Source organism: Pedobacter sp. B4-66 (assembly GCF_018492665.1).
Lineage (GTDB): Bacteria > Bacteroidota > Bacteroidia > Sphingobacteriales > Sphingobacteriaceae > Pedobacter.
On sequence record NZ_JAFVME010000009.1, the window covers coordinates 35,642 to 58,999 of the forward strand.

At 35.8% G+C, this 23,358-nt stretch carries 26 protein-coding genes; 13 read left to right on the plus strand and 13 right to left on the minus strand.

Features of this window, described 5'->3' with window-relative positions; all coding sequences use genetic code 11:
• Positions 1 to 84: 84 nt before the first annotated feature.
• The 6 genes from J1905_RS15145 to J1905_RS15170 all read left to right on the plus strand — a co-directional run bounded on the left by J1905_RS15145 (position 85) and on the right by J1905_RS15170 (position 6,417).
• Positions 85 to 1,296 carry an IscS subfamily cysteine desulfurase gene (locus J1905_RS15145; protein ID WP_214228147.1) on the plus strand — a complete coding sequence of 404 codons (1,212 nt, stop codon included), beginning with the start codon at positions 85 to 87 and terminating at the stop codon, positions 1,294 to 1,296.
• A 61-nt stretch (positions 1,297 to 1,357) separates the two neighbouring features.
• Positions 1,358 to 1,771 carry a Fe-S cluster assembly scaffold IscU gene (gene iscU / locus J1905_RS15150; protein WP_108205963.1) on the plus strand — a complete coding sequence of 138 codons (414 nt, stop codon included), beginning with the start codon at positions 1,358 to 1,360 and terminating at the stop codon, positions 1,769 to 1,771.
• 107 nt (positions 1,772 to 1,878) lie between these two features.
• Positions 1,879 to 2,205 carry a HesB/IscA family protein gene (locus tag J1905_RS15155; protein WP_173093178.1) on the plus strand — a complete coding sequence of 109 codons (327 nt, stop codon included), beginning with the start codon at positions 1,879 to 1,881 and terminating at the stop codon, positions 2,203 to 2,205.
• Between the two features lie 127 nt (positions 2,206 to 2,332).
• Positions 2,333 to 4,246, plus strand: a complete 1,914-nt coding sequence (locus tag J1905_RS15160) for an AMP-dependent synthetase/ligase (RefSeq protein WP_214228148.1) — start codon at positions 2,333 to 2,335, stop codon at positions 4,244 to 4,246.
• Between the two features lie 143 nt (positions 4,247 to 4,389).
• Positions 4,390 to 6,111, plus strand: a complete 1,722-nt coding sequence (gene lysS / locus J1905_RS15165; protein WP_214228149.1) for a lysine--tRNA ligase — start codon at positions 4,390 to 4,392, stop codon at positions 6,109 to 6,111.
• Positions 6,112 to 6,198: 87 nt separating this feature from the next.
• A complete protein-coding gene (locus J1905_RS15170) occupies positions 6,199 to 6,417 on the plus strand; it encodes a hypothetical protein (protein WP_108205967.1) in 219 nt (72 codons plus the stop codon).
• Between the two features lie 34 nt (positions 6,418 to 6,451).
• Here J1905_RS15170 and J1905_RS15175 read toward each other — a convergent pair whose 3' ends face one another.
• Complete coding sequence (locus J1905_RS15175; RefSeq protein WP_173093172.1) at positions 6,452 to 6,991, minus strand: DUF2892 domain-containing protein; 540 nt, start codon at positions 6,989 to 6,991, stop codon at positions 6,452 to 6,454.
• A gap of 148 nt (positions 6,992 to 7,139) precedes the next feature.
• Between J1905_RS15175 and J1905_RS15180 the strand changes: the two genes are divergently transcribed.
• Both J1905_RS15180 and ung read left to right on the plus strand, forming a co-directional pair.
• The gene (locus J1905_RS15180; protein ID WP_214228150.1) at positions 7,140 to 7,613 is read left to right on the plus strand and encodes a thioredoxin family protein; all 474 of its coding nucleotides are present in this window, start codon (positions 7,140 to 7,142) and stop codon (positions 7,611 to 7,613) included.
• Between the two features lie 2 nt (positions 7,614 to 7,615).
• Positions 7,616 to 8,293: a uracil-DNA glycosylase gene (ung, locus tag J1905_RS15185; RefSeq protein WP_214228151.1), complete on the plus strand. Its 678-nt coding sequence runs from the start codon at positions 7,616 to 7,618 to the stop codon at positions 8,291 to 8,293.
• A gap of 6 nt (positions 8,294 to 8,299) precedes the next feature.
• On the opposite strand, the gene J1905_RS15190 is transcribed toward ung, so the two are convergent.
• Entirely contained in the window at positions 8,300 to 8,770 is a 471-nt protein-coding gene (locus J1905_RS15190; protein ID WP_048906633.1) for an Lrp/AsnC family transcriptional regulator, read from the minus strand.
• A gap of 139 nt (positions 8,771 to 8,909) precedes the next feature.
• Here J1905_RS15190 and J1905_RS15195 point away from each other — a divergent pair, with 139 nt between their 5' ends.
• The 3 genes from J1905_RS15195 to smpB are packed head-to-tail and all read left to right on the plus strand — an operon-like array spanning position 8,910 to position 11,918.
• Complete coding sequence (locus J1905_RS15195) at positions 8,910 to 9,563, plus strand: metal-dependent transcriptional regulator (RefSeq protein ID WP_214228152.1); 654 nt, start codon at positions 8,910 to 8,912, stop codon at positions 9,561 to 9,563.
• A 1-nt stretch (position 9,564) separates the two neighbouring features.
• Positions 9,565 to 11,445 (plus strand): Nramp family divalent metal transporter, encoded by a 1,881-nt coding sequence (locus tag J1905_RS15200; protein WP_214228153.1) that lies wholly within the window; start codon positions 9,565 to 9,567, stop codon positions 11,443 to 11,445.
• Between the two features lie 23 nt (positions 11,446 to 11,468).
• Positions 11,469 to 11,918, plus strand: coding sequence for an SsrA-binding protein SmpB (gene smpB, locus J1905_RS15205; protein WP_173093166.1), 450 nt, complete (start codon positions 11,469 to 11,471; stop codon positions 11,916 to 11,918).
• A gap of 17 nt (positions 11,919 to 11,935) precedes the next feature.
• On the opposite strand, the gene J1905_RS15210 is transcribed toward smpB, so the two are convergent.
• The 3 genes from J1905_RS15210 to J1905_RS15220 form a co-directional block, all read right to left on the minus strand.
• The gene (locus tag J1905_RS15210) at positions 11,936 to 12,592 is read right to left on the minus strand and encodes a protein-L-isoaspartate(D-aspartate) O-methyltransferase (protein WP_173093164.1); all 657 of its coding nucleotides are present in this window, start codon (positions 12,590 to 12,592) and stop codon (positions 11,936 to 11,938) included.
• A gap of 100 nt (positions 12,593 to 12,692) precedes the next feature.
• Positions 12,693 to 15,194, minus strand: coding sequence for a replication restart helicase PriA (priA, locus tag J1905_RS15215; RefSeq protein WP_214228154.1), 2,502 nt, complete (start codon positions 15,192 to 15,194; stop codon positions 12,693 to 12,695).
• A complete protein-coding gene (locus J1905_RS15220; protein WP_214228155.1) occupies positions 15,194 to 15,589 on the minus strand; it encodes a DUF423 domain-containing protein in 396 nt (131 codons plus the stop codon). Before J1905_RS15220 ends, priA begins: the two co-directional genes overlap by 1 nt.
• Positions 15,590 to 15,686: 97 nt before the next feature.
• Here J1905_RS15220 and J1905_RS15225 point away from each other — a divergent pair, with 97 nt between their 5' ends.
• Positions 15,687 to 17,273, plus strand: a complete 1,587-nt coding sequence (locus J1905_RS15225) for a hypothetical protein (RefSeq protein WP_214228156.1) — start codon at positions 15,687 to 15,689, stop codon at positions 17,271 to 17,273.
• Positions 17,270 to 18,691 carry a DUF5723 family protein gene (locus J1905_RS15230; RefSeq protein ID WP_214228157.1) on the plus strand — a complete coding sequence of 474 codons (1,422 nt, stop codon included), beginning with the start codon at positions 17,270 to 17,272 and terminating at the stop codon, positions 18,689 to 18,691. The genes J1905_RS15225 and J1905_RS15230 overlap by 4 nt, the downstream gene beginning before the upstream one ends.
• A 4-nt stretch (positions 18,692 to 18,695) precedes the next feature.
• On the opposite strand, the gene tsaB is transcribed toward J1905_RS15230, so the two are convergent.
• The 8 genes from tsaB to J1905_RS15270 form a co-directional block, all read right to left on the minus strand.
• Entirely contained in the window at positions 18,696 to 19,379 is a 684-nt protein-coding gene (gene tsaB / locus J1905_RS15235; protein ID WP_214228158.1) for a tRNA (adenosine(37)-N6)-threonylcarbamoyltransferase complex dimerization subunit type 1 TsaB, read from the minus strand.
• A gap of 19 nt (positions 19,380 to 19,398) precedes the next feature.
• Positions 19,399 to 19,629 (minus strand): membrane protein insertion efficiency factor YidD, encoded by a 231-nt coding sequence (gene yidD, locus J1905_RS15240; RefSeq protein WP_173093154.1) that lies wholly within the window; start codon positions 19,627 to 19,629, stop codon positions 19,399 to 19,401.
• Positions 19,616 to 20,029 (minus strand): ribonuclease P protein component, encoded by a 414-nt coding sequence (locus J1905_RS15245; RefSeq protein WP_214228159.1) that lies wholly within the window; start codon positions 20,027 to 20,029, stop codon positions 19,616 to 19,618. The genes yidD and J1905_RS15245 overlap by 14 nt, the downstream gene beginning before the upstream one ends.
• A gap of 63 nt (positions 20,030 to 20,092) precedes the next feature.
• The gene (gene rpmH, locus J1905_RS15250) at positions 20,093 to 20,251 is read right to left on the minus strand and encodes a 50S ribosomal protein L34 (RefSeq protein ID WP_055133745.1); all 159 of its coding nucleotides are present in this window, start codon (positions 20,249 to 20,251) and stop codon (positions 20,093 to 20,095) included.
• Positions 20,252 to 20,343: 92 nt separating this feature from the next.
• The gene (locus tag J1905_RS15255; RefSeq protein WP_214228160.1) at positions 20,344 to 21,084 is read right to left on the minus strand and encodes a LytR/AlgR family response regulator transcription factor; all 741 of its coding nucleotides are present in this window, start codon (positions 21,082 to 21,084) and stop codon (positions 20,344 to 20,346) included.
• The gene (locus tag J1905_RS15260) at positions 21,062 to 22,123 is read right to left on the minus strand and encodes a sensor histidine kinase (RefSeq protein ID WP_250318110.1); all 1,062 of its coding nucleotides are present in this window, start codon (positions 22,121 to 22,123) and stop codon (positions 21,062 to 21,064) included. Before J1905_RS15260 ends, J1905_RS15255 begins: the two co-directional genes overlap by 23 nt.
• A complete protein-coding gene (locus tag J1905_RS15265; RefSeq protein WP_214228161.1) occupies positions 22,113 to 22,484 on the minus strand; it encodes a DUF4288 domain-containing protein in 372 nt (123 codons plus the stop codon). Before J1905_RS15265 ends, J1905_RS15260 begins: the two co-directional genes overlap by 11 nt.
• 11 nt (positions 22,485 to 22,495) lie before the next feature.
• Complete coding sequence (locus J1905_RS15270; RefSeq protein WP_214228162.1) at positions 22,496 to 23,269, minus strand: LiaF transmembrane domain-containing protein; 774 nt, start codon at positions 23,267 to 23,269, stop codon at positions 22,496 to 22,498.
• Between the last annotated feature and the right edge of the window lie 89 nt (positions 23,270 to 23,358).

Below are 23,358 nucleotides of genomic sequence, written 5' to 3' on the forward strand. Positions count from 1 at the left end.
TAACTATACCGTCATAGCTATTAATTATAATTGTTGGCAATCTTTTTTCGTATCTTTGTCTATTAATAAGAATAAACAAAAACGATGGAACTTCCTATTTACTTAGATAATAATGCTACTACCCCTCTAGATCCTAGGGTTTTAGAAGCAATGCTACCTTATTTCACAAACAAATTTGGTAACGCTGCCAGCCGCAATCACGCCTTTGGATGGGTTGCTGAAGAAGCTGTTGATTACTCACGTGAGCAAGTAGCAAAATTAATTGGCTGTACAGAAAAAGAGATCATATTTACTTCAGGTGCTACAGAAGCCGATAACCTGGGTATAAAAGGTGTTTTTGAAATGTATCAGGATAAAGGTAATCACATCATTACTGCTACTACAGAACACAAAGCAGTTTTAGATACTTGCAAGCACCTTGAAAAAGCTGGAGCAAAAGTTACTTATCTAAAAGTTAAAGAAGATGGTCTTATCGATCTTCAGGAATTAGAAGCCGCAATGACAGATCAAACTATTCTTGTAACCATTATGTATGGAAACAATGAGATAGGTGTTGTTCAGCCAATCAAGGAAATATCGGCTATTGCTCATAAACATGGTGCTTTATTCATGACAGATGCTACACAGGCGGTTGGTAAAATCCCTGTTGATGTAAATGCTGATGGTATTGATCTTATGGCATTTTCTGCTCATAAAATGTATGGCCCTAAGGGTGTAGGTGTACTTTATGTACGTCGTAAAAATCCAAGAGTTAAAGTAACAGCACAAATAGACGGTGGTGGTCATGAGCGTGGTATGCGTTCAGGAACATTAAACGTACCTGGTATTGTTGGTTTAGGTAAAGCTTGTGAACTTTGTCGTTTGGAAATGGATAGCGAAGCAAAACGCTTATCTGGCTTAAGAGACAAACTTGAATCTGCTCTTTCTCAAATGGAAGAAAGCTACGTAAATGGAAATGTGGAGCACCGTTTACCTCATGTTGCCAATATCTCATTCAAATATGTTGAGGGAGAAGGTTTAATGATGGCAATGAAAGATCTTGCTGTATCATCAGGTTCTGCATGTACTTCAGCTTCTTTAGAACCTTCATACGTTTTAAAAAGCCTTGGATTGTCAGATGACCTTGCACACTCTTCTATCCGTTTCGGATTAGGTCGTTTTACTACCGAAGAAGAAATTGATTACGCAATTGAAAACACTAAAAAAGCAGTTAATCACCTTAGAGATCTTTCTCCACTTTGGGAAATGTTTAAAGAAGGTATTGACTTAAGTAAAATTGAGTGGGCTGAACACTAATAGCTCCTTAATTCATATAATATAAATTGTCTCTGTTGACAGGGATTTAAAGTAAAATAAAATGGCATATTCAGAAAAAGTAATGGAACATTATACCAACCCTAGAAATGTTGGTACTTTAAATAAAGATAGTAAATCAGTTGGTACAGGCCTTGTTGGTGCACCTGAGTGTGGCGACGTGATGCGTTTACAAATTGAGGTTGATGAGAATAATGTAATCACAGATGCTAAATTCAAAACATTTGGATGTGGATCTGCAATTGCATCATCTTCTTTAGCAACTGAATGGTTAAAAGGTAAAACTGTTGACGAGGCATTAACTATCGACAATATGGATATTGTTGAAGAATTGGCTTTACCTCCGGTTAAAATTCACTGTTCAGTATTAGCAGAGGATGCTATTAAATCAGCGATTAATGATTACCGTGTTAAAAACGGCTTAGAACCATTTGAATTAGCTAAATCTCATCACTAATTCGAGTATTTAGTATCTAGCACTTAGTATTTAGGCATGACGCTTATAGCAATTCGTCTAAATACTAAGTACTAAAGACTAACTACTAAACACTAACTACTACTAAAATGATCACGATAACAGATAAAGCAAAGAGTAAAATTGATCACCTGATGCAAGAATCGCAGATGGATAGCACCTATTTCTTGCGCGTTTCAGTTAAAGGTGGTGGCTGTTCAGGATTATCATATAATCTAGATTTTGATAACGAAGAACAAAAGGGAGATCAGTTTTTTGAAGACAGAGGTATCCGAATAGCTCTGGATATGAAATCCTTTTTATATCTGGCAGGCACCGAACTTGATTTTTCTGATGGTTTAAATGGAAAGGGCTTTAATTTCCACAATCCAAATGCCAGCCGTTCCTGCGGTTGTGGAGAGAGTTTTTCTGTTTAACGTACATTTCACTATATTTGTAGAGGGCGCTTTTAGCGCCCTTTTTTATTGAACAAACCACTGCAATGGTGGTTGCATTTTTAAAGTGAAAAGTTTATCATTGCTATAACAAGCTAACCAATCATATATGGTATCATTCAACGAGTCCTCTACAGTTCCCAGTTTACTGCGAAATGTAGTCGAAAACATTCATAAACCGGAAGAGACCTTTCTTATAGACAAAAAGAACACCAATTGGGAGGAAATATCCTTCAAAGAAACGCTTGATAATGCAGATGCAGTTTCAGCATTCTTTTTGAGTAAAGGAATAAAAAAAGGTGACAGAATGGGACTAATGATAGAGAACTCTCCAGAGTATGTCTATTATGATCAGGGAATACAACAAATTGGAGCAATTAATACCTCTATATACCCTACACTTTCGGAACATGAAGTAGAATATATTATTAATGACTCGGGTATCAAAGCCATCTTAGTAGGAAATACTTTCTTGTACAAAAAGATCCTAAAAATTGCCGGCAATTGCCGACAACTCAATTATATAATTCCTGCCTTTGCCGAATACACAAAAGTTACCATCCCTGAAGACCTTAATGCTGAGATTGTAAGTTTTGAAGAAATTCTCAATACAAAAAGTAGTTTAACTGAAAACAAATTAGCAGAAATAAAAACGCTGCGTGAAGCACTTAAACCTTCAGATATATCGGCCCTAATTTATACCTCAGGAACCACGGGCACCCCAAAAGGTGTAATGCTTTCTCATAGTAATTTCGTTGAAAACGTTAAAGTATGTTTACAGCAAATCCCTGTTATAGATGAAACAGAAACCTTTTTATCGTTTCTGCCTCTTTCACATGTTTTTGAGCGTACCGCAACCTATCATGTCTGCTGTGCGCAAGGCTGTAAAATTGCCTTTGCACAAAGCCTGGAGCTATTGGCAAAAAACATGGGCGAGATAAAGCCTACAGTAATGAATTGTGTTCCAAGACTATTAGAAAGAATCCATGACAAAGCTATAAAAAGTGGTACATCAGGAGATGGATTAAAATCTAAGATTTTTCTTTGGGCATTAGAAACCGGCAAGAACTATCGTCAGCAAAAAGAAGCCGATAAAACTCCTGGTATTTTCCTTTCCGCAAAGCGGTCAATAGCTGAGAAGCTTGTTTTCAGTAAAATAAAAGAGAAAACAGGTGGCAGGCTAAAGTTCATGATCTCCGGTGGCGCTGCTTTACCTAAAAATGTTGGAGAATTCTTCGGAAATCTTGACATTAAAATACTTGAAGGCTTTGGACTAACCGAAACCTCACCTGTTATGTCTGTTACTGAATATCATAGACAGGTATATGGAACAGTTGGACGTGTAATTCCTGGTATTGAAATTGGCATTCAGAATGTGGAAACCAAGGAAATGATTAACATTCAAACGCATGAATCATTTGATCCAAATTTTGAATGTGCTGAAGGAGAAATTATTGTTCGTGGCCATTGTGTTATGCAAGGTTATTTTAATAAACCAGCTGAAACTGCTGAAGCTATTGACAAACACAATTGGTTTCATACAGGTGATATTGGTAGATTTTACAGAGGGAACCTTCAAATTACAGATCGCTTAAAAAACATGATCGTAAATGCATATGGAAAGAACGTTTATCCTACTCCTGTTGAGAATATATACCTAAAAAGTTTAAAAATAGACCAGCTGTTCTTAATTGGTGATAAAAGAGAATATCTTACTGCAATCATTATCCCAAACAAAGAAAATCTTCAGGAAACCTTTAAACTTCCTGAATCTTTTTTCCAAAAACCTGAGCTTTTTATAGCAGAGAAAGAGATTATTGATTGGATTGGTCAAGACATTAAAAAACTTTCAGGGGAACTTGCGAAATTTGAAAGAATAAAGAACTTCAAAATTAAACGCAATCCCTTCAGCATTGAAGAAGGTGAAATAACACCTACTTTAAAGGCTAAAAGAAAGGTTCTTGAAAAGAAATATGCGGAAACTATTAACGAAATGTATAACGAATCCGTTGAGGCAGATTAATACACTTTAAATATATATTCTGTTTTACACTGAATATTCCTATTTAATGCAGACAAAAAATGCTGCAAATACCTATTTTTGCATAATTTTAAAAATACAATACAAATAAAACTATACGGCTTATTGCCGGATATAAGAGATATATGAGTACAGGACTATCAGAATTAGAATTATTGCGCCGTAATTCGCTAAATCAGTTGCGTGAATTGGGGATAAATCCCTACCCTGCCGAAGCATATGAAATAAATGCAAATGCTGCAGATATTTTAGCAAACTACGAACGGGATAAAACTGCATATAAGAACATCAGCATAGCCGGTAGGATAATGACCCGCCGTATTATGGGAAGTGCTGCATTTGTGGAATTACAAGACTCTACAGGAAGAATCCAAGTCTATTTAAAAAGAGATGAGCTTTGTCCTGATGAAGATAAGACCCTATACAACACTGTTTTCAAAAAATTGCTGGATCTTGGAGATTTTATAGGTGTTAAGGGTTATGTTTTCACAACTCAAACTGGCGAGATTTCTGTTCACGTTACAGAATTTACGCTTCTTTCTAAAGCTTTAAAACCTTTACCTGTTGTAAAGCGCGATGAAGAAGGGAATATATTTGATGGTTTTACCGATCCTGAATTACGTTACAGACAACGCTATGTTGACTTAACCGTAAATCCTGATTTTAAACAAATTTTCATCAACCGCTCTAAGGTAATTAATACCATGAGAAATTATTTCGATAATCAGGGTTGGATGGAAGTTGAGACGCCTATATTACAGTCTATCCATGGTGGTGCTGCTGCCCGTCCTTTTACTACACACCACAACACATTAGATATGCCGCTATACCTTCGTATAGCAAATGAGCTTTATTTAAAAAGGCTTATTGTAGCAGGATTCGACGGTGTATATGAGTTCGGTAAAATGTTCAGAAATGAAGGTATGGACCGTACTCACAATCCTGAGTTTACTTCTATGGAAATCTATGTAGCCTATAAAGACTACATCTGGATGATGGCTATGGTAGAAGAGTGTCTTGAGAAAATTGCGGTAGCTATTCACGGATCTCCTATTGTTAAAGTTGGCGAACATGAGATAAACTTTGAAGGCCCATACGAAAAACTGACCATGTATGAGTCAATACAGAAGTACACAGGCATTGATGTTTCCAACATGACTGAAGAGGAATTAAAAGAAACCTGTAAAAGTCTAAATATTGAAATAGATGACTCCATGGGTCGTGGTAAACTTATCGACGAATTGTTTAGTGAGAAAGTTGAAGCAAACCTAATTCAGCCCACATATATTACTGACTATCCTTTAGAGATGACTCCTCTTGCTAAAAAACATAGAAGCAAAGAAGGTTTGGTTGAAAGATTTGAATTATTTGTGATGGGTAAGGAAATTGGTAATGCTTATTCAGAACTTAACGACCCCATCGATCAAAGAGAGCGTTTCGAGGATCAGCTTAAATTAGCTGCCAGAGGTGATGATGAAGCAATGGCTATGGATGAAGATTTTATACGTGCCCTTGAATACGGAATGCCTCCAACCTCTGGACTAGGAATAGGTATAGATAGATTAGTAATGCTAATGACTAACCAATCTACTATCCAGGAAGTATTATTCTTCCCTCAAATGAGACCGGAGAAAAAAGCAAAGGTAACAACCGATGAAGACTTCGTAAGCGCGGGTGTTCCTGCTGAATGGGTTCAGGTGATTAGAAAAATGGGAATCAATACAATTGAGGAGTTAAAGGCTGCAAATCCGAACAAGGTGTTTAATGATCTTGGAGGAATGCGTAAGAAACTTAAACTTGAGTTAACCATGCCTTCAAAAGAGGACGTAACAACTTGGTTTTCTTAACATACAGATAACAAAAACTTAAAGGCCTGCTACATAAAATACTAGCAGGCCTTTTCTACTTTTAGGGTATATTAAAATTGATAAATCATGAACAGTTCAAGCCTTGAAATAACAGAAAATGAATACTGCATAAAGCTTAGTAAAGAAGCTTTTGACCTAACGTTGATCCGTCAGCTGATCACAAGAATACAATCAGAGCAGTTGTTCTTTAGCAAGAAGAAAGATTATCTTGAAGATGATATCATTAGCAGATCTTCTCAGTACTATGAAGCGAATGAAAACTTTGACAGATTAAGCGAAAAATAAAAAGCCACATTTGCATGTGGCTTTAATCTTTTCCTTATCTATATCTAACCTGTTGTTGTCTATCCATCATCCCCATCTGATCTTTCATTTGTTTTATCTGATCAGCGAGTAATTTATTTTTATCCGCCTTTTTCGCCTCAGTCAGATACATTTGAGCTTCTCTTTTATTTCTTTTTCCCATTGATATACCCGCTAAACTTAATTTAGCTAAAGCTATATTATGGTCCATATGTAAACCTAAAGAAAGCGCTTTCTTAAAGTACTTTTCAGATTGCATTGGCGCTTTTCTTGATTCTATCAAACCTATTAAAAGATTATAATAACCATGCTGAACTCTGATCAATTGTTTTTCATAATTAGTTATTCTCTTTAGAAAAGCTTCGGCTTTATCCATGTTGTCCTTTCTTAAGAACCACTGAGCAAGCAACATATTTTCGTTGTAAAAATATGTAACCGCAATCAGGATACTAATAAAAACACCTAATATACCCCATCCCCAAAAACTGAAGAACATAAGGGCAATGGAAGCTCCCAACACAACAAAACCTAAAATAAGACGAACTATATTTGGCATATCCTTTTATATTTTTTTTTGCAAATATCGTGTTTAAATACCAAAAAAACAGATTAAAAATTATAATTTAAGCAAAAAAGAAATGTCCTCCTTTTCATATTTTAGCTAAAGATTTTCAAAATATGAATACTTTTACAAATCCTTAACTATGAAAACCGGAGCACAACACATCAATAAACAAGTAGAAGATCCTTCAACTGGTGAAATCATCTTAATAAATACTTGCACTCGTGATATTATTACGGTTTTCCCAACAATGAAGGAAAAATATGACATTGAGTATCCGGACTATGCTCCAGAGCCCAATGCACTAAATGATTTACTACCATTATTAAAAGACAAAAACATTACTATTGTCTTAGGAACATGGTGTGGAGATAGTCGGGAACAACTTCCTCATTTTCTAAAAACCATTGATTCATCATCCATCGTAGAAGAGAATATAACCTTCATCTGTGTAGACCGAGCGAAAGAAACAGAAGATGAATTATTAAAGGATTTAAATATAGATCGTGTGCCGACCTTTATTATTTATCAAAGCGAAGAAGAACTAGGTCGAATCATTGAAAAACCAACAATAAGTATCGAAGAAGACTTGGTACAAATATTATCAAAAAAATAAACATGTCAATTACTTTAGAAAAAAGCTGGCTTAAAGAACTAGAACCCGAATTTGAAAAAAGCTACATGAAAGATTTAAAATCTTTCTTGCAGCAGGAAAAGCAACAAGGAGTTACAGTTTTCCCTAAAGGATCAGACGTTTTTAACGCCTTAAATCACACTCCATTTGACAAAGTAAAAGTAGTGATCTTAGGGCAAGATCCTTATCATGGACAAGGACAAGCTCATGGATTATCTTTTTCCGTTCAAAAAGGAGTTACCGTTCCTCCATCTTTAAAAAATATATACAAGGAACTTTCAACCGACATAGGAGGTTTTTCTATCCCAACACATGGCAATCTAACCAAATGGGCGGATGATGGTGTTTTACTACTCAATGCCACCTTAACAGTAAGGGCACACGAAGCGGGATCTCATCAGAAAAGAGGCTGGGAAACGTTTACGGATAAAGTAATAAGTCAATTATCGGAACAAAGGCTGGGTATTGTTTTTCTTTTATGGGGTAGATATGCTCAAAACAAATCATCGCTGATCGACCAAACAAAACATACCATTTTGGCCGCAGCTCACCCCTCACCTTTCTCAGCTTATAATGGATTTCTTGGATGCAGACATTTTTCTAAGGCCAATGCTATATTAGAAAAACAAGGCCTTAGTCCAATTGATTGGCAAATTATCTAATATGAATTAGTATTCCAAAGGAACGATTGGTTCCTTTTTGGTGGTAGACATGATCATCATAGTCTGGAAAGTTTTAACTACAGATATTTTACTAATCTTATCCATAATTAAACGTTCATAGGCCTTAATATCATTAACATAAACCTTTAGTAAGAAATCCGCCTGTCCCGTTACGTGATGACATTCCGTAATTTCCTTAATCTGATTTACCTCGTCTAAAAAGATTTGAATAGTATTATTCTTATGAAAATCTAATTGAACCTGGATAAACGTTTTAATGCCTAAACCTAACTTCTCTTCATCAACCAAAGCATGGTAGCTTTTGATAAAACCCGACATCTCTAATTTACGTACCCTTTCCAACGTAGGAGCCGGCGAAAGTCCTATCTCCTGAGATAACAATAAATTAGTTATCCGTCCATTTTCTTGTAGTAATTTAAGAATTTTAAAATCAGTTTTATCTAGTTCTGCTGCCATTAGTTTTATTAATATTATCCAAAGGTAGAATAAGAATGCGTTACATGCCAAATTTTATTCTAAAATTGTTACAATTATTTACAGTTTATTTCTTAATATTTTTTTAGATTTGTCTAAACCAATAGTTAGACAACTATAAATGCAATCCTTTACAGAAGAGAACTATCTTAAAATTATATACCACCTTTCGCTTAATACCGAAAGTACAGTACAAACCAATGCTATTGCGGAAAGAATACAAACCAAAGCTGCATCGGTTACAGATATGATAAAGAAATTAGCTGACAAGCAATTAGTTGATTACAAAAAATATCAGGGAGTAAAGCTTACTGACTCAGGCAAAGCCGCAGCAATCAATATCGTAAGAAGGCATAGGCTTTGGGAAGTGTTTCTTGTTGAAAAACTGAATTTTAAATGGGACGAGGTTCACGACATCGCCGAAGAGCTAGAGCACATCAAATCTCCAGAGCTAATTGAACGCCTGGATGAATTTCTAGCCTTCCCTAAAAATGACCCTCACGGCGACCCTATTCCAGATAAGAATGGAAAGCTAGATAATACAATATTTATAAAATTAAGTAAGCTTAAAATCGGAGATAAAGGTTTAATAATGGGGGTTAGTGAACACTCTTCACTTTTTTTACAACATCTCGAAAAGCTGGGTCTTACTCTAGGCAAACAAATAAAAATTACAGAAATCACTGATTTTGATGGTTCTGTAGAGTTAAATGTAGAAAACAAACAAATTAATGTAAGCAGGGAAGTGGCAAAACACATCCTCATTAAGATATAACATGAACAAACCTGAGACCACCACAAAAAATTCTGGATCATTAAGTGAAGTGCATCAAAGTGTCGACACCAGCAAAAGAACCGGTTGGCGTCGGATACTATCTTTTATAGGGCCTGCCTACCTTGTCAGTGTTGGCTATATGGATCCAGGAAATTGGGCTACAGACATTGCAGGAGGCAGTAAGTTTGGCTATCAACTCATCTGGATACTACTAATGTCTAACCTTATTGCCCTGCTTCTTCAATCGCTTAGTGCTCGTTTAGGTATTGTAAGAGGTTTGGATCTTGCACAGGCTTCAAGAAATGGTTATCCAAAATGGGTAAACATCCCCCTCTTTGGTTTGGCTCAAACTGCAATTATAGCATGTGATCTGGCTGAGATAATAGGTATGGCCATAGGTTTAAACTTACTGTTTGGCTTACCTTTAATATGGGGAATTAGCTTAACCATCTTTGACACCGTACTCCTTCTTTTTCTACTTAACAAAGGGATGCGCAAAATGGAAGCCTTTATTGTATCAATGGTTTTTATAGTAGGCGTTTCATTTTTAGTTGAAATGTTTATTGTAGAGCCTTCTCTAAAGGAGATTATAAGAGGTTTTGAACCAACCATACTTTCTGGTGAATCTTTATACATAGCTATAGGTATTATTGGGGCAACCGTTATGCCACATAACCTATACCTGCATTCTTCACTGGTACAAACCAGAAAATTTGAAAGAGACGACAAGGGAATTAAAGAGGCTATAAAATTTAATTTCATTGATACAGCGGTAGCTCTAAACCTTGCATTCTTTGTAAACGCTGCCATTTTAATCCTTGCAGCTGCAGCATTCTATAAAAATGGTTTACATGAAGTAGCTGAAATTCAGGACGCGCACAAGTTACTTCAAAACATTTTTGGTAATGTTGCCCCTGCCCTTTTTGCCATTGCACTTATTGCAGCAGGACAGAGCTCTACAGTTACTGGTACTTTAGCAGGGCAAATAGTAATGGAGGGACACTTAAAACTTCGTATTGAACCTTGGTTACGTAGGTTAATTACTCGTTTACTGGCAATTATACCAGCTTTTTTCACTATATTATGGTTTGGCGAAGATGCTTTAGGTGGCTTATTAATTCTGAGTCAGGTAGTTTTAAGTCTTCAACTCGGTTTTGCGGTAATCCCATTAATTCACTTCACATCTGATAAACGTACAATGAAAGGATTTGCCATCAAACCATGGGTAAAAATTCTTGCCTGGACAAGTTCTCTGGTTATCGTTTCTTTAAACGTTAAACTCGTTGTAGAAGAAATAAAAACCTGGGGTGCTGATGGAGGTTGGTATGTTTATGGCATAATAGTTCCATTAGCCATACTTATCGGATTGCTTTTATTATATGTTTTTATATATCCATTAGTTGGCAAAATTAAGCAAGCTCAAAATGTTGCTCCCCATGGCAACGCGCTTAATATAGACGAAGTTGAAAAAATCCATTACAAGCGAATTGGTATTACTGTTGACTTTTCTGTTAACGACAGAAATACCATCAGGCATGCTTTAATTCAAGGAGGTAAACAGGCCAACTATCACCTAATTCACGTAGTTGAAACGGCCGTAGCCCGTTATCATGGAGATTCTGCAATGGATTACGAAACACAAAGTGATACAGAAAACCTGGAAAAGTATAGTGCTAATTTAGCCCACCTTGGCTACAAATCAACTATCCATATTGGTTACGGAGGGACTGTAAAAGCAATTGTAGACATTACCAAAGAAAGTAACCTCGAATTGCTTGTTATGGGCGCTCACGGGCACAAAGGCTTAAAGGATCTTATCTTAGGGACAACCGTGAATTCTGTACGTCATAAAGTCTCTATTCCAGTGCTTATTGTAAGATAAAATTGAGATATTAGCGGATTCTTATGAAAAACGATATCCAGATTAAAAATAAAAGAGCCTATTTCGATTACCACATTATTGAAAAATATAATGCGGGAATTGCTTTATTAGGTACAGAAATAAAAGCCATCAGACAAGGTAAAGCCAACATGTCTGACGCATTTTGCATGTTCATAGGCAACACACTATATGTAAGAAACCTACACATCTCAGAATACAGCCATAGCTCTTTCCATCACCATGATATTAAACGCGACAGAGTTCTGCTCTTGCAGAAAAAGGAGCTTAAAAAGCTTAAAGTAAAAGGGGAAGAAAAAGGCTACACTATAGTTCCTCTACGTATTTTCACTAATGAAAGAGGCTTTGCTAAAATGGAGATTGCCTTAGCGCAGGGTAAAAAAGAATTTGATAAAAGAGATAGCATTAAAGATAGAGAATCGAAAAGGGAAATGGACAGGGCTATGAAATTCTAACAGCCCTGCAAAAAAAATTACCAGGCCTGATCCCCAACCAAAGGTACAAATCTGAAAGTATCCAATTCGATCCTTTCATAATCAGTTTCGCTCACACGTATAACTGTTACCATTTTCTGCGAATGTTCATCCCCTACCGGAATCACTAAGATACCGCCAATTTTAAGTTGCTTAAGTAATATCTCAGGTACAAACGGGGCACCTGCTGTTACAATGATCTTATGATAAGGGGCATGATCGGCAATACCTTTAGATCCATCTCCAAAAAAGAAATGTGCATTGTATCCCATTCCAGGTAAAACCCTGATGGTGTGTCTATATATACTTTCCTGACGTTCAATAGTGTACACATTGGCACCAAGCTCCATTAAAATACAGGTTTGGTAACCTGAACCGGTACCAATTTCAAGAACTTTATCACCTTTTTTTATGTGTAGTAACTCGCTTTGATAGGCCACAGTGTAAGGTTGCGAAATAGTTTGTCCATCACCAATCGGAAAGGCTATATCTTTATACGCTTGGTTCCAAAAAGTCTCATCAAAGAAGAAATGACGTGGTACTTTACCGATAGCCTTCAGTACTTTCTTATCAGTGATACCCCTTGCTTCCAGGTGTTCAACTAATTTCTTTCTCCCTCCCTTTTCTCTGTAATTGTCAACAAACTTGTACGCCATAGCACCCCAAAAATAGCCTTTTCAAATCTAATAAAGTTAATTATTTAGGACCAAAAAGTTAAAAAAAGGCTAATACGCACAAAATCAATCCCAATAAAAATTAGTAGGGATCAACATCCACTTGAATGTTTACTGCACGGTAGTCCTTTTCTGATTGAAACATTAGAATTGTTTCTTTCAATATCGACTTCACCTTCTGTACTGAAGTATTTTTATCACTTTTAATGATTACCTGCTTTATGTAATAATTTCTTACTCGTGATACTAATGGCTGTTCAGGGCCAAGCACCCTGCCGCCAAGCTGTCCTTTAAGAATATTAGCAAACTTCTGCGAAGCCACATTTAACAGATCAGCATCCTTATGTTTGATATTAACAAAAATTAGTCTTGTAAACGGGGGATAATTAAACTGTCTGCGTTCTGCAAGTTCCTCATTATACATTTCCAGGTATTTATTATCAATAACCTGATTAATAATCCTGTGATTGTCATCATAAGCCTGTATAATCACCTTTCCTTGTTTATCTCTTCTACCGGCCCTACCCGCAACCTGTGCCAATAACTGATAGCTTCTTTCAAAGGCCCTGAAATCTGGATAATTTAAAAGCGTATCTGCATTAATTACACCTATCAAGGTCACATTATCAAAGTCTAATCCTTTAGCAACCATCTGGGTACCAATCAGAATATCAGTCTTTTTCTCCTGAAAATCAGAAATTATTTGCTGCAAACCATTCTTAGTCCGCGTACTATCAACATCCAATCTCGAAATTTTAGCTTCAGGAAAAATCAAACTGAGTTCCTCTTCCACCCTTTCCGTACCAAAGCCTTTTTGTTCAATGTGTACTGATCCGCAGGCCGGACAAATGTTAATACTACTCTGATGATAGCCACAATAATGACAATGCAATTTACCACTTGTTTTATGGTAAGTTAAACTCACATCACAATTCACACATTTAGGAGCATAGCCACAGGTGCCACAAATTAAAATGGTAGCATAACCCCGTCTATTTTGAAACAGGATCACTTGCTCTTTATTTTCGAGTGTAAAAGTGATTTCCTCAACCAACTTACTAGAAAAATACGAAATCATTTTTTTCCGTTTGGTTTCTTCAGAAATACTGATTACTTCCTGTAAAGGTAGCTCCACACCACCAAATCGCTCAGTAATACTTACAAGACCATACTTTCCATTAACAGCATTATAATAACTTTCAATAGAAGGAGTAGCCGAACCCAGAACAATTTTAGCTTGATATAGGTGTGACAAATAAACAGCTACATCTCTTGCCTGATATCTTGGGGATGGCTCATTCTGTTTATATGAAGATTCATGTTCCTCATCAACCACTATCAGTTTTAATTCTTTAAAAGGTAGAAACACTGCAGAACGAGCGCCTAAAACTACCCTATACTTCCCATTCAATACCTTATTCCAAATCTCTACACGCTCGTTGTTATTAAATTTAGAATGATAAACACCAATAGCATCACCAAAATAACGCTGTATCCGTTCAACTATCTGAGTGGTTAATGCAATTTCAGGCAGTAAGAACAATACCTGCCCACCATTTTCAATTGCCTTTTCAATCAGTTTTATATATATCTGTGTTTTCCCTGATGCGGTAACACCATGTAATAACATCACTTCTTTATCAACAAAGCCATCTTCAATCTGCTGCAAGGCTTTACTTTGGGCCTCACTAAGTTCAAAGTTTAGCACAAAGTCATCAGCACTTTCCAACAGCCGGCTAACCGGACGCTTATATACGGCAAAAATATCTTTATCTATAAGGGTTTTAAGCGCAGCAGTACCACAGGCACTCTCCTCAAGCAACTGTTGCTTTGATATAGTTGTCTGTTGCTTAGAAAGCTTTAAATAAGCCAAGAGTGCATTCAATTGCTTAGGTGCTCTCTCTAAAATAGAAAACAATTGCTTTAAGTTCTCTTCCTCGTTATAAAACGGTTGTAAAGAAATGAAGGACTTCAGCAATGGCTTATACTTTTCAACTACCTCTTCAGCGATGTAAACCATTCCCTTACCCAACAAGGAATTGATGATCGGATAAACCGTTTTCTGACCAAGCAAAGCCGATACATCATCAATAGTTAATCGAGGCCGACTCCTTAGTGCATTTAAGATAATCTGCTCTTTATCTGTAAAAACAATCTCCAGAACAACTCCATCCTCATCAGCAAGCGGACTTTCCTCTTTTAATACAATAATGGTTTCACTTGCCAACTTCAATCCTGTTGGCAATGCGGCCGACATTACATCTCCTTCATTACAGAGATAATAGGAAGTCATCCAGTCCCACAAATGAAGTTGCTGTGCAGTAATAATCGGATAGGCATCAACTACATCAATAATGTACTTAGCTTCGTAAACATCAGGAGCTTTCCTACTGACACTTTTTATTAATGCTGTATAGATTTTATTCTTTCCGAACTGAACCACTACTCGTTTTCCAATAGCAATCTGATCATTTAGTTCAAAAGGAACACGATAAATATAGTTTTTAGACAGAGAGAGAGGTAAGATTACCTCAATAAAAAGGGTCTCCCTTTCTTCAAATTCCGGATCAAGAAAATCCAACATTATTTACTTTTTAAAGCCGCTAAAAGTAACGAAATCCAGCCAAGAATCAGCAGCAAACCACCAATTGGAGTTACAGGACCAATATAATCTACAAAACCAATATTTGTCACACTTCTGGTAGCCAATAAATATAGGGAGCCTGAAAACAACAGTATCCCAAAGGTAAAAAAGCCATAAGCCAGATTTATAAATTTACGCTGGCTTGCTTCGGTCCCTTTAAACTGAGCAAGAAAAAGCAAAGCGAAAGTATGATAAAACATATATTCCACCCCTTTTGCCCAAATCTCAATTGAGCTTGCATCAACTACTTTCTTTAATCCATGCGCACCAAAAGCTCCAAGCATTACTGCTATAGCTCCAAATAAAGATGCGGTTACCAATATACGTCTATTCATTATATGTTAAACCCACAATTTTAGTTAACAAACTTAACAAACTTGAAGCATTTATTATTAATCCCAACTATTAAAATTAAATTTGTAGTAACAGCAAATGAAAAAAATTCTTGTCATAGTAATAGCCCTTTTTACTGCCATCATAACTCTGGCCTACATGTATTTCTCAGGCCTAAATACCCAGAGGGAAAATAATGATAGTAGTTTATATGCTGCAACAGTAAATTCGGGTGTCATATTTTCTTTCCAAAATGACAAAAGCATATTCGACATTTTAAAAGGTCAAAACATTTTACAAGAGGTTATTGGAGAGCGCAACTATAGTCAATTACAATCTATAAAAGATTATATCTTATCTGCTCCGGATCTTAACAGAATAATAGGTAAACAAAACATATACATTAGCCTTATTCCGGGAAAAGACAAACAAATTGACTTGCTTTATAGTACCCAAATCAATAGTGAAGCAAGTAAAAATCAATTAATCAATGCTTTGGCATCTGCTAAATTACAGTTAGATAGTTCCCAAAAAATAACTACGATAACCCTACCCGATAGTGCCGTATTCTATCTTGCTATTAAAGGTAACCTTTTACTACTTTCCAGCGCAATAAAACCAGTTTCAAATGTATTATCTGCAAGTATTAATGACAACAATAAATTTGTACAGTACATTAAATCAACAAGCAGGTTAACAAAAAATAGTCTGGCCGAAATTTATATCAATTTCAAAGATCTCCCACTGCTCTTAAAAGCAACTATGCCAGGAAAACTTAATGGAGAGCTTTCTGTGCTAGATAACCGCAATACATTTGCGTCATTGATATACAATTTTAGCAAAGAAAAAGTCTTGCTTACAGGATCAACACAAGACAATGAGTTAAACGATTACTATCAACTATTCTCAACATCTAATGCTCAAAAAACAACAGCAACCAACATCTTACCTGAAAACACAGCTAATTACACAGTTTTTGCAATAGAGAACTATGCTACTTGGAAAAAGAATCTGGATGCGTGGTTTACTGAAAAAAAAGAACTGAATGCTACAAGTAATATACTTAAAAACATCACTCTTAACTACCATATAGATCCTAATCAGATATTTCCAAAATACTTTAAAGACCAGCTGATTACCTTTCAATTAAATACTGCAGAAAAAATTGGCGCAATTAATTTAAGTAATGGAGAAAAAGTAGAACAGTTATTACTAGACCTTAGCTCCGATTATGGTGACGGCATAAAAATATTTAAAGAATCGGATCTGCTGTATAGCTATTTTGGAGAGCCTTTTAAGAAATTTAAAAGACCATACTATATCATTATAGACAATTACATGATTTTTGCTAATAACGTCAGCACATTACAGTCTTTTCTGAATAGTTATAAGAACAATCGACTCCTTATTAATAAAGAGAGTTATGTCAGTAGCGTTAATCAGTTACCAAACACATCGAACATTACATTCTTTATCGATTTAGATAATTCTTCAGAGATATTCCTTAAAAATATATACCTTCCTTATTACAAACACATCACTACCGAGAAAGGATTAAGAAATTATCAGTCATTTACCTACCAACTTAGCGGAGATAATGGTAAATTTCAAACAAATGTTCTCATGAACAGAAAGCAACAACCTTTAAACCAAGATTCTCTAAAACTGGAAAACGACTCGCTATGAGAAAACCTCTAATCCTGTTCTTTCTTTTACTTCTTTTCAATCAGCTAAAAGCTCAGCAATACGGTTTATTTAATACAAAAACTTTATTTGATGGTTTTGAAAATCCTGCACAAAAAACTTTTGTTTTAGACTCCTCTCGTAAATATGCTTCCAATTTCTTCTTACCCTATCTTGGGATAAATGCCACTACCAAAGGTGGAGATGATGTAATTCGCAGGTTGATTAGCACTGGAGATTTTTCAGCTACAGGCATCTCTGCCAACCCTAAAGACATTAATAGGATATATCAGAATTCAAACCTCTACCTCTTCAATTTTAAGATTTTTAAATCTTACAAGTTTCAAAAGGAACTAGGCTTTTCATGGCAGTTAAGAACTGACGCCAATTTAAAGTATACTAATGGATTGCTTATAATTTTTGATCAGAAGGAATGGTCTAAAATCAAAGAACAGTCTAATAACGCCCTAAATAACGATGGTTACTCACAGTCATACCACCAATTCAGTGTTACCTACCGAGAGAACTATAATAAAAAACTTGCCTTTGGAGCAAAATTAAGTTTACTAAGCGGAATTACATACAACGAATTAAAAGTCACTAATTCCAGCCTTGATTTCACCTCCGATGGAGTCACTCCTGAAAGTGGCGATATTAACATGACCTTATCAGGCCGTTACAAATCAAACTTTTTAAGAGCAAAAGATCAATCTACCAACATTTTAATACCAAACTTTAAAAACCCCGGGTTGGCAGTTAGTTTTGGTACAACATACATTTCTAAAACAGGCTATACATTAATAGCTAACATTAAAGATCTTGGTTTTATTAGATGGGCAAATAAATCATACGTTGCCGATTTCAATAATACAGTGCTTAATATCCCCAGAGGTTCAACCACAAAAGAAGCCGAAAACAGAATTACAGATGTAGTCATTAAAAATGCTTACAACAAAAGCTTTATTAGTCCAACCAATGCCAAAGCAGATTTTCTAATCTCCAAAACATTCAATTTTTATACTCCTAGCATTATTGTATCAAAAAACTTGTTTTATAATGGAGGTGATATAGTCCTTGTAAATAAATTCCTCTATAGTGGTTTTTCCATAAGTGCTATTCCTGCCTATAATTTTAATAATCTATTTCTTTTTGGAATGCAAGGAATGTATCAAACACCAAATTTTGAATTCTTTATGGGCTCAGACAACCTCTTCAAAACAACTCGAACAGCCTACGCAGCAATTCAAAACACTACATCCTCAAGTTCTGGATACAATGGGGCTTCCTTTTATATGGGACTTGGTATTAAATTCGGTTATACTGTAGAGCATCCCCAAAATAGCAGCTACATGCCCGGATTAGATGGCCAGGAAACCAGCTTCTTTAAACGTGTTTTCAGTATTTTCTCTAAAAACAGATAAGAATTTACTTTTTCTTAGGAGTAGTTAAAACGAAATCCTTTAAATAAAAAGGCTCAAAATAAGCAACATCTTCAAATCTTGCTGCAGCGTAAGCCTCATGAGCAAGCTTACTCATATAAGATGCAGAATTAAAATTCAGCTCAGAAAACTTTGCGTTTTCATGCCCTAGTACATCCATGCACTTAGCAGCACCATTACCTATAAAGGTGATAACATGATCATTTAACTCCTGAGCAAAGCTCCCCTCGTCAATTATTTTAGCAGAAACTGGAGTCACTGTTTCAAGCGTTTTATTATAAACAGAAGTAAAAACCTCCATCCTTCTGGCGTCTATCATAGCACATACTAACCCGTTATAATCAGGATTCTGTAGCATAAAACCTTGCGCCATCATTTGAAGGGTAGGAATTGCAATTAAAGGTTTATCAAGCGCAAAACATAAACCTTTTGCGGTAGAAACGCCAATGCGCAAACCAGTATAAGAGCCAGGGCCCATACTTACTGCTACAGCATCAAGATCTTCAAATTGTAAGCCGGTAGAGTCCAATGCCTCTTTAATAAACAAAGTTAAGCTACCTGCATGAATGTTATTAGCCATTAGCTCCTTTAGGGCAATGGTTTTTCCATCATGTGATATTGCAGCAGAACAAACTTGTGTAGCGGTTTCAATTTGAAGTATAGTAGCCATCAGCTTAAATTAAAAATTATTATGGAACAGGATCATGACCATGGCCACCCCAGGGATGACATCTGCCAATGCGTTTCAAAGTTAGCCATCCTCCTTTAAATGGACCATGCTTTTTAATGGCTTCAATACCATATTGAGAACAAGTTGGGGTATACCTACAACTTGCCCCAAGCAAAGGAGATAATAACCATTGATAAAGTTTTATCAAACCTAAAAATATCCAACCAACAACCTGTTTAACTATCCCCATTAGCTTTTTTTATTTCGTTGGCTTCAATAGCTGTTGCCAATTTCTTTAAAACTCCGGTCATTTTCTTTTCAAAAAATGGGTAATCGTAAATCTGTTTACCAATAAATTGTACAGAAAGTAGCAATAGTTGATTAGACTCAGTGAGAGACGAATAAAGTTGTGATTGTTTTTGCAGGCGATAAACCTCACGAGTACGACGTTTAATCAAATTTCTATCAACCGCTCTTTTAAAGCGTTTCTTAGAAACATTAATTACTACCTGTACGGGGTAATTGTGTACTGTATCTACAAAGAGATAAGACACACGAAAAGGATATAATAAAAAAGAAGAACTGTTTTTAAATAGCAAGTCAATTAACTTCCTACTACATAACCGTTCTTCTTTGTTAAATGTGTTCATGTTTTTGATCGCAACTTTGCAGATGTTCTGATCTGCTAACACTTAATGTGCTGCAATCAAAAATTATGCTTTATGACGACGCTCGTCAGAAACTGATAATCTTTTTCTTCCTTTTGCACGACGAGAAGCTAATACTCTTCTACCGTTTGCTGTAGCCATTCTTTCGCGGAAGCCATGCTTGTTTCTTCTCTTTCTTTGCGAAGGTTGGAATGTTCTTTTCATAACTGTATTATATATATCTTAGACTATTTTTTTAATTAAGAGGTGCAAATATAGTGTGATTTTTTTCTAATTGCAAATAGAATTAGAATTTTCTATAACCCAAGTGCTGCTTTCAACTTCACATACCCTGTTTTACTCACAGGCAGCCATATATCCGACTTTAAAAGCACAATATAACTATCCTTTTCTTTAAGTTCAATTTTTGTAACCTGCGCCAAATTTATAATATAAGAACGATGTATCCTAATAAACTGTGCAGAATCCAATGTTTGCTCAAAAAAACTCATCGTTTTATTCTTGTGAAAAATCCCCTCTACAGTACTCATCTTCACATAATCATCGTCGGCCTCCAAATAGTGGATATCAGAAACTGAAATGATTTTAATTACCCCATTCTTTTTAACTACAACCCTGTTATTTTGTGCCGGACTTAATGCCGCCGAATCCAGCAGCTCTTTCGTTACCTCTTCTCCTCCGCTATTTAGCCGTGATGGCAGTTTCTGAATAGCAAGATCAAACCTGTTTTTTTCAATAGGTTTCAATAAATAATCTACAGCACTTACTTCAAAAGCCTTTATTGCATACTCGTCAAATGCGGTAGTAAATATTACAGCAGGTGGCCTCTCTACCAATTCAAGCATCTCAAAGCCGTTAATCTTTGGCATCTGAATATCCAGGAAAATGAAGTCGGGCTGATGCTGAGTAATTGCTTTAATTCCTTCAAATCCATCACTACACTCTGCAACCACTTCTATATGCGGAAAATCACTTAAATAGTGTTTTACAATATCCCTGGCCAGGGGCTCGTCATCAATTAATATTGTTCTTATCATTTGCCTGGGGTATTTTAAGCGTTGTTATAAATAAATTATCGTCAGTAGCTTTTGTTTTCAGTAACTTTTCGTCAGCAAACAACAAATATAGCCTTCTTTTAATTGCAGACAAACCGAAACCTGTACCTCCAGTAGCCTTCATTTCCGGATCAAACGGATTTTGCACCATAATAACCAGTACACTATTTACAATCTTTACATGCATCGAAATTGTAATCGAAGCAGATGTATTGTACAAGCCAAATTTTATAGCATTCTCTACAATTGGCTGCAGTAAAGTACCCGGCAAGCGGAGGTTCAGCGTATCCTCATCTACATTCACATCAATATTTAACCGATGACTAAACCTGACTTTTTCAATATCTAAATAGAGTTGAATATACTCCATTTCCTCTCCTACGCTTACCCACACCTCATCATCTCGTTTTAAAGTCCCTCTTAAAAACGCGGCAAGCTTAGTAATCATAGTGCCAGCCTCTTTAGGATTCACAATTGTAAGTGCATACACCGAGTTTAAACTATTAAACAAAAAATGCGGTTGCAGTTGATGTCTAAGCTTATTCAATTCAGCTTCTTTTGATAAATTCTGGGCTGTAAGCAATCTTTCCTGTGTAGCTGATTGTTCTTCCAATCTATACCATAAAATATTAGCCAGAGCGCACCATGCTAAAAATATAAACACAATGATAAAGCGCACCAGTATCGACAAATTTAAAAAGCTTCGGTAGGTTATATTATCAACAAACAAGAGGTTTAATGCAAACTTACTTGCTAACGTGATGGTCAGTGCCATCATTAAAGTTAATACCAGAATAAACAGTATTGTTTCATTTTTGGGCTGGTAATAACCTAATAAATTACTCAAAATAATACAAGCAACTGCCAACAAACCATTAGTTATTACACTATCTGCAACTGCAACAGGAAGACTAAAATTCAGCGTGTAATAAAATAAGAACACAAAAATTGCTACCCAGGCTAAAAATATAGCAAAGGCAAACTTCTGTATCTGAGGAACTGATAATGGCCTAGTTGTCAAAACAATCTAATTCTTTGGTGGTTAGTTGTATACGTTCTTTTAAAAAAACCTGTCTCTTTTCTACCTGATCTAAAAAAACGGCAACATCAATTGGTTCATGCATTATTGATGCTATTTCGGTTCCATCTTCAGGCGTCTGAATTTCGTGAAGGTCTGCAATACAAATAAACTTCCATGTCACCACTTCACCGTGACAGTTTTCAAATGGAGGATGAAAATTCTCCGCGGCTAATTCTGCTTTAAAAAAAGCTTCATTACTATCTATTGCAAACATCAATCTTAACTGCTCGTCAAACTGAGGTTTATAGTTGCCATCTCCACAAACTATTTCATAAATATATCTTACTAAAAACCATTTCATAATGTAGGGTTTTAAAAGTTTCTAATATCCACCCCGCCAAATAATGCCACCCCCTTAATAATTATTATTTTTCTTGGCCCATCTATTACCTGGCCCATAGCTCTCTTATCATCCATACCACCGAATATGGCAGTAACTTCTGATTTCACTTCCCAGCTTGGTGGAATTACAATCTTTAATCCTCCAAATATTGCAACCACATCAAGAATGATCGTACCCTCAAAATCAGCCTGAGTTAAGTTGATATCTGAACCACCAAAAATTGCGATTACATCTCCACCTTTAAAATTTTTTGAATACACATTTTGATGACTACCTCCAAAAACATTCACGGAATCGAGAATATCATCTTTATCAATATCAGTATATTCTTTAGGTCCATCAGTATTTACTGGCTCATTAAAGTTGCCAAAATCAGCATGTTTTTTCTGCCATCTCTTTTTCCATCGCTCTCTATCTAGCTCTTTTCTTTTGGGCTTAAAAATCATGAACAACCCAAGAATAATAAATGCAATGGCGAAATAGTACTTAGACATGTCAAATTCTGCAATGTCTTCAAGGGTAAAAAAACCGCCTACCAGCACCATAATCAACCATCCGCCACCATCAAAATTCCTTTTATAACCAACCAGCAAACCGATCACAATCAATAATGTGTGCCAGCTAATAACCCATTGTGGTATATCTATCCCGAAATTCTTTAAAAAGAACACCAGACCAACCCCCAGTATAATCAGCCCACTCCATAATCTGCTAGAACTGTTGTTGTTTGTGAATTTTTCCATTGCTTCTTAATTTATCAATCCAATAAAACTTATTGAACTATAGTGCTCTGCTTTAATTTATACTTTATTTAACTACCTCAAATGTATAT

Bases quoted from the DNA above. Each gene is read 5' to 3' on its own strand.
- yidD (WP_173093154.1), bottom strand. From the start codon at position 19,629: ATGGGGATAGTTAAACAGGTTGTTGGTTGGATATTTTTAGGTTTGATA.
- J1905_RS15210 (WP_173093164.1), bottom strand. From the start codon at position 12,592: ATGGCGTACAAGTTTGTTGACAATTACAGAGAAAAGGGAGGGAGAAAG.
- J1905_RS15220 (WP_214228155.1), bottom strand. From the start codon at position 15,589: ATGAATAGACGTATATTGGTAACCGCATCTTTATTTGGAGCTATAGCA.
- J1905_RS15145 (WP_214228147.1), top strand. From the start codon at position 85: ATGGAACTTCCTATTTACTTAGATAATAATGCTACTACCCCTCTAGAT.
- iscU (WP_108205963.1), top strand. From the start codon at position 1,358: ATGGCATATTCAGAAAAAGTAATGGAACATTATACCAACCCTAGAAAT.
- J1905_RS15255 (WP_214228160.1), bottom strand. From the start codon at position 21,084: ATGATAAGAACAATATTAATTGATGACGAGCCCCTGGCCAGGGATATT.
- smpB (WP_173093166.1), top strand. From the start codon at position 11,469: ATGAAAAACGATATCCAGATTAAAAATAAAAGAGCCTATTTCGATTAC.
- priA (WP_214228154.1), bottom strand. From the start codon at position 15,194: ATGTTGGATTTTCTTGATCCGGAATTTGAAGAAAGGGAGACCCTTTTT.
- J1905_RS15200 (WP_214228153.1), top strand. From the start codon at position 9,565: ATGAACAAACCTGAGACCACCACAAAAAATTCTGGATCATTAAGTGAA.
- J1905_RS15175 (WP_173093172.1), bottom strand. From the start codon at position 6,991: ATGCCAAATATAGTTCGTCTTATTTTAGGTTTTGTTGTGTTGGGAGCT.
- J1905_RS15155 (WP_173093178.1), top strand. From the start codon at position 1,879: ATGATCACGATAACAGATAAAGCAAAGAGTAAAATTGATCACCTGATG.
- J1905_RS15245 (WP_214228159.1), bottom strand. From the start codon at position 20,029: ATGAACACATTTAACAAAGAAGAACGGTTATGTAGTAGGAAGTTAATT.
- J1905_RS15190 (WP_048906633.1), bottom strand. From the start codon at position 8,770: ATGGCAGCAGAACTAGATAAAACTGATTTTAAAATTCTTAAATTACTA.
- lysS (WP_214228149.1), top strand. From the start codon at position 4,390: ATGAGTACAGGACTATCAGAATTAGAATTATTGCGCCGTAATTCGCTA.
- J1905_RS15170 (WP_108205967.1), top strand. From the start codon at position 6,199: ATGAACAGTTCAAGCCTTGAAATAACAGAAAATGAATACTGCATAAAG.
- J1905_RS15225 (WP_214228156.1), top strand. From the start codon at position 15,687: ATGAAAAAAATTCTTGTCATAGTAATAGCCCTTTTTACTGCCATCATA.
- J1905_RS15160 (WP_214228148.1), top strand. From the start codon at position 2,333: ATGGTATCATTCAACGAGTCCTCTACAGTTCCCAGTTTACTGCGAAAT.
- J1905_RS15180 (WP_214228150.1), top strand. From the start codon at position 7,140: ATGAAAACCGGAGCACAACACATCAATAAACAAGTAGAAGATCCTTCA.
- J1905_RS15195 (WP_214228152.1), top strand. From the start codon at position 8,910: ATGCAATCCTTTACAGAAGAGAACTATCTTAAAATTATATACCACCTT.
- J1905_RS15230 (WP_214228157.1), top strand. From the start codon at position 17,270: ATGAGAAAACCTCTAATCCTGTTCTTTCTTTTACTTCTTTTCAATCAG.
- ung (WP_214228151.1), top strand. From the start codon at position 7,616: ATGTCAATTACTTTAGAAAAAAGCTGGCTTAAAGAACTAGAACCCGAA.
- J1905_RS15270 (WP_214228162.1), bottom strand. From the start codon at position 23,269: ATGGAAAAATTCACAAACAACAACAGTTCTAGCAGATTATGGAGTGGG.
- rpmH (WP_055133745.1), bottom strand. From the start codon at position 20,251: ATGAAAAGAACATTCCAACCTTCGCAAAGAAAGAGAAGAAACAAGCAT.
- J1905_RS15265 (WP_214228161.1), bottom strand. From the start codon at position 22,484: ATGAAATGGTTTTTAGTAAGATATATTTATGAAATAGTTTGTGGAGAT.
- tsaB (WP_214228158.1), bottom strand. From the start codon at position 19,379: ATGGCTACTATACTTCAAATTGAAACCGCTACACAAGTTTGTTCTGCT.